The organism is Arthrobacter sp. Dra40 (genome assembly GCF_059091905.1).
The window spans coordinates 1-4,313 of record NZ_JBNHHB010000322.1 but is presented as its reverse complement, the minus strand read 5'-3'; the positions used below and the strand labels follow the sequence as shown (position 1 = coordinate 4,313).

Genomic DNA, 4,313 nt, shown 5'->3' with positions numbered 1-4,313 from the left:
GTTCCGGCGGACGGCTTGTGCCTGGCCATCGTCAGGCGGGGGTGCGCAACCGGCGGGCTTCGGTAATCAGGCGCTTGACCCGGAACAACATGGCGGACATGCCCCGGATGCGCAGCGGCGTGATGGCCCGGGTCAAGCCCAAGTGCTCGGCGATATCATCCGGAACGGCAAGGATCTGTTCGGCGGGCAGCCCGTTCAGCCCCTCATGCAGCACGGACGCGAAACCACGCGTGGTCGGGGCTTCCGGCGGCGCGGAGAAGTAGATCTGCACCTCCTGGTCCGGGTCCTCGCCCAGCTCCAGCGTCAGGAACAGCGGCGACTGGCACTCCACTACCTGTTCCAGCAGTTCCGGATGATCGGCAAACCGCTCGGGCAGCGCGGGCAGCTCCCGGGAGAACTCCAGCAGCAGTTGCAGGCGCTCGGCCTCGGTCACCGCCTGGAAGTCGTCGATAATCTCGGCCAATGGTTCGGGAATGGTCTGTGAAGGCACGGTCATCCAGTCTACTTTTTGCTCTCTCGGGTTGTTCGGGATTGCCAGCGACCCTTGCCGGCGCACGACGCGGTTCGCATTATGTTAACTGTTTGAGCCGGGCGGCTATTCCCTAACGTCGGACGGCGGGCAGCCCACCGGGTTCGGTGCCCTTGACGATCGGCACCCGCACGGCGTTGCCCCACTCGGTCCACGAGCCGTCGTAGTTCCGCACAGCGTCGTGACCCAGGAGGTACTTGAGCACGAACCAGGTGTGGCTGGACCGCTCGCCGATCCGGCAGTAGGCGATCACGTCGTCGCCCGGCTGCAGGCCGGCCTCGTCGCGGTAGATGGCCTCCAGTTCTTCGCGCGGCCGGAACGTACCGTCTTCGGCCGCCGCCCGCGCCCACGGGACGGACGCCGCCGTCGGGATGTGGCCACCGCGGAGGGCGCCTTCCTCGGGGTAGGCCGGCATGGTGGTCCGCAGGCCGGAGTATTCCTCCGGGGAGCGGACATCCACCAGCGGCTTGCCAAAGTGGTCCAGCACATCGTTAAGGAACGCGCGGATGGGGGCGTCGTCGCGCTCGACGACGGGGTAGGTCACCGCATCGGGCTGCGGCGTCTCGGTGCTCAGTTCGCGGCCCTCAGCAATCCACTTGTCCCGGCCGCCGTCCAGCAACCGCACGTCCTCGTGGCCGAACAGGGTGAAGACCCACAGGGCGTAGGCGGCCCACCAGTTGCTCTTGTCGCCGTAGAGCACCACGGTGGTGTCGCGGGTGATGCCCTTGGATCCGAGCAGCGCCGCAAAGCCGTGGCCGTCTACGTAGTCACGCGTGTCCGCGTCATTCAGGTCGGTGTGCCAGTCAATCTTTACTGCTCCCGGGATATGGCCGGTTTCGTACAGCAGGATGTCCTCGTCGGACTCCACAACCACCAGTCCGTCCGCGCCCAGGTTGTCAGCCAGCCATTGCGTGGAGACCAAGCGGTCGGGGTTGGCGTAGGCGGCGAACTTCTCGTTGTGCTCAGCGGCAATGGGCATGGCGGAACCTTCCGTAACGTGCAGGAAGCCGTGAAAACGGCCGGGGGACTTCTGTTTAGCCTAACCATCCGAACCGGTAAAAGCTTCCGGGCGTACAGACGCGCCGACACACGCCCTGAGCGCAGCTGGCGGGAATGTGGCCTGGCCTACACTAACTGCCGCCGGTGGGCCCGGTAGCGTATCGTTTTGCTGGCGGCATTCCGGCCGCCATAGGTCCTCCCATGTCAGGAAAGCAGCGGTTAGCTTAACGTGCCCCAGATTGAACAGCTTTCACGCCGGACACCCAAAGTGTCCGTTGACGAACTGCTGGCGGGCCTGCACCCGTCGCCGCGTTTTGGCGAAGTGTCCTTCGCCAGCTACCGCCCCGACCCGGCCCAGCCGTCGCAGACCCAGGCCGTGACGGCGCTGCAGCACTTTGCTGTTGCGGTCGACCGGCCCAAACCGAAGGGCTTGAAGAAGCTGTTCGGCGGCGGCAAGCCGGAGGGCCGCTCCGGAATTTACCTGGACGGCGGGTTCGGCGTCGGCAAGACGCACCTGCTCGCGTCGCTATGGCATGCCGTGGACGGTCCGAAGGCGTTCGGCACCTTCGTGGAGTACACCAATCTGGTCGGTGCGTTGTCGTTCCGCAAGACCGTGGAAGCGCTGAGCGGCTACCGCTTGGTCTGCATTGATGAGTTCGAACTGGATGACCCGGGCGACACAGTGCTGATGTCGCGGCTGATGCGCGAGCTCGCCGACGCGGGGGTGAAGCTTGCCGCTACCTCCAACACCCTGCCGGGATCACTGGGGGAGGGGCGATTTGCCGCCGTCGACTTCCAGCGTGAGATCCAGGTGCTGGCCGACCAGTTCGATGTCATCCGCGTTGACGGCGAGGACTACCGGCACCGCGGGCTGGCGGCCGCTCCCAAGCCGCTCAGCGAACACGAGCTCAAGCGCAGGCTGCACGATTTTGACGGCAAGGTGGTGGCAGCCGACGAGTTCTCCGATCTGATCAACCATCTGGCCGGCGTGCACCCCAGCCGGTACCGGCAGTTCCTCGAGGGCGTGGACGCCGTCGCCTGGCACAACGTGCACACGATCTCCGAGCAGGCGGTGGCCTTGCGGTTCGTGGTGTTGGCCGACCGCCTGTATGACAAGGACGTGCCGATCATCGCGAGCGGAGTGCCGTTCGATGAGCTTTTCACCCCGGAAATGATGTCCGGCGGATACATGAAAAAGTACTTCCGCGCGGTCTCCCGCCTGACCGCGCTGGCACGGGAGGGCCAGGCCGGCGAACCTGCCGTCTAAGTTCCGGCGCGTCCCGAAAGCCTGCTTGGCGGCACATCCAAGGCCTGCCGACGGGTCTTGGGGACGCCTCGCCGGCGGCCGTTCGGGTCATCACGGCGCATTCGGGTCTCAAACGTCAAAGGGTGTCGGCCCCGCCTCCCGGCGGTCCGGCACCCTCTTTGGCGTGCCCAGGATTTAGGTGGACGAAGGGTTCCCATCGGACGGCGCCTGGCCATCCTTCCCGCCGAACGAGTCGACGAAACCGGATGCCTTGGCCTGCAGGCCGTCTACCTGCCGGGAGTACTTACCGCCGGTCTTGGCATCGATGAAATCACCGGCGCTGCCGACGGCACCCTTGATCGTGTCGGAGTTTCCTCCCACGAGACCGGCTGCCTTGTCCTTGAGTCCTTCGGCCTTGCCCTTGAGCTCGTCAAATACAGACACAGCCACCTCCTTCCCGACGGGGGGCCTGTCGCCCCTGGAATCCCATCGTAGGCACAGCGCCGCGGGGTGCTCAACCGTTCAAGGGGGCTTAAAAGGCAAAGGCTCCCACTGGGGGAGCCGAGCATGGTGGGCGATACTGGGATCGAACCAGTGACCTCTTCCGTGTCAGGGAAGCGCGCTACCGCTGCGCCAATCGCCCCGGTGTGCCCGAGGCGGGCCGCTGGAGAATAGCTTGGAAATACGAGAGCGGACGACGGGATTCGAACCCGCGACATCCACCTTGGCAAGGTGGTGCTCTAGCCAGCTGAGCTACGTCCGCGCGAAACGTGTCCGGATCACTCCGGCCTGCGTTTCAGTGGGCGATACTGGGATCGAACCAGTGACCTCTTCCGTGTCAGGGAAGCGCGCTACCGCTGCGCCAATCGCCCGTGAACTCTCACGAGATGTTTGCTTGCCACCACAAACGAGGTGGGGACGGGATTCGAACCCGCGTATACGGCTTTGCAGGCCGCTGCCTCGCCTCTCGGCCACCCCACCGTGCCTATTCGCAATTGCTCTAGGACCGGCCAGCGACGCTGGCACGCAACAGTGACTTGCGAGCGGACGACGGGATTCGAACCCGCGACATCCACCTTGGCAAGGTGGTGCTCTAGCCAGCTGAGCTACGTCCGCAGAAGTTTTCCATCACTTTATCCGGGAACCGTTCGTCGAACCGCTCGCGGCGTCGTTGTGATTTCCAACGAGTAAAAACTCTATAGGACGATTCCCGCTTCGTCCAATCGGCCTCACTGCCGGGTGAAACGCCGGGAAACAGGCGGCCCCCGGCGTCCGACGTCGATGCTCCGGTCCCGGGACGGACGTCGCCTTGCCATGTGGCATGCTGCCTGCGGCCCAAGCCGCCGAGGCAGCCTCCGGCACAGCCGGCGCCCTGCCGGCCGATTTTTGTTTCACCGGTTCCGTGAGCTAGCATTTCTACACGTTGCAGGAAGCGCCGGGCGCCTCCGCAGCACATCGGGGCGATTGGCGCAGTGGTAGCGCGCTTCGTTCACACCGAAGAGGTCACTGGTTCGAACCCAGTATCGCCCACCTCAGCAT

Annotated in this window: 4 protein-coding genes and 6 tRNA genes; 2 read left to right on the top strand and 8 right to left on the bottom strand. The window is 65.0% G+C overall.

Annotated features, from left to right (window positions below; genetic code table 11):
• Positions 1-31 precede the first annotated feature (31 nt).
• Complete coding sequence (locus tag AC5RWT_RS34915; protein ID WP_494084221.1) at positions 32-490, bottom strand: SufE family protein; 459 nt, start codon at positions 488-490, stop codon at positions 32-34.
• A gap of 112 nt (positions 491-602) precedes the next feature.
• Positions 603-1,508, bottom strand: coding sequence for a sulfurtransferase (locus AC5RWT_RS34910; protein ID WP_494084220.1), 906 nt, complete (start codon positions 1,506-1,508; stop codon positions 603-605).
• A gap of 249 nt (positions 1,509-1,757) precedes the next feature.
• Between AC5RWT_RS34910 and zapE the strand changes: the two genes are divergently transcribed.
• Entirely contained in the window at positions 1,758-2,795 is a 1,038-nt protein-coding gene (gene zapE, locus AC5RWT_RS34905; protein WP_494084219.1) for a cell division protein ZapE, read from the top strand.
• A gap of 174 nt (positions 2,796-2,969) precedes the next feature.
• Here zapE and AC5RWT_RS34900 read toward each other — a convergent pair whose 3' ends face one another.
• From AC5RWT_RS34900 to AC5RWT_RS34875, 6 genes are all read right to left on the bottom strand, one after another.
• Positions 2,970-3,218, bottom strand: a complete 249-nt coding sequence (locus AC5RWT_RS34900) for an antitoxin (protein ID WP_493967446.1) — start codon at positions 3,216-3,218, stop codon at positions 2,970-2,972.
• Positions 3,219-3,342: 124 nt separating this feature from the next.
• Positions 3,343-3,417 (bottom strand) — tRNA-Val (locus AC5RWT_RS34895).
• A 46-nt stretch (positions 3,418-3,463) separates the two neighbouring features.
• Positions 3,464-3,537 (bottom strand) — tRNA-Gly (locus AC5RWT_RS34890).
• Positions 3,538-3,574: 37 nt separating this feature from the next.
• A tRNA-Val gene (locus AC5RWT_RS34885) sits at positions 3,575-3,646 on the bottom strand.
• A 38-nt stretch (positions 3,647-3,684) separates the two neighbouring features.
• Positions 3,685-3,755: transfer RNA gene (locus AC5RWT_RS34880), tRNA-Cys, on the bottom strand.
• A gap of 61 nt (positions 3,756-3,816) precedes the next feature.
• Positions 3,817-3,890 (bottom strand) — tRNA-Gly (locus AC5RWT_RS34875).
• A gap of 342 nt (positions 3,891-4,232) precedes the next feature.
• On the opposite strand from AC5RWT_RS34875, the gene AC5RWT_RS34870 reads away from it, so the two are divergent.
• Positions 4,233-4,304 (top strand) — tRNA-Val (locus tag AC5RWT_RS34870).
• Positions 4,305-4,313: the final 9 nt, after the last annotated feature.

What these genes read in the sequence shown, in the direction of transcription:
- AC5RWT_RS34910 (WP_494084220.1), bottom strand. Translation starts at nt 1,508, where the DNA reads ATGCCCATTGCCGCTGAGCACAACGAGAAGTTCGCCGCCTACGCCAAC.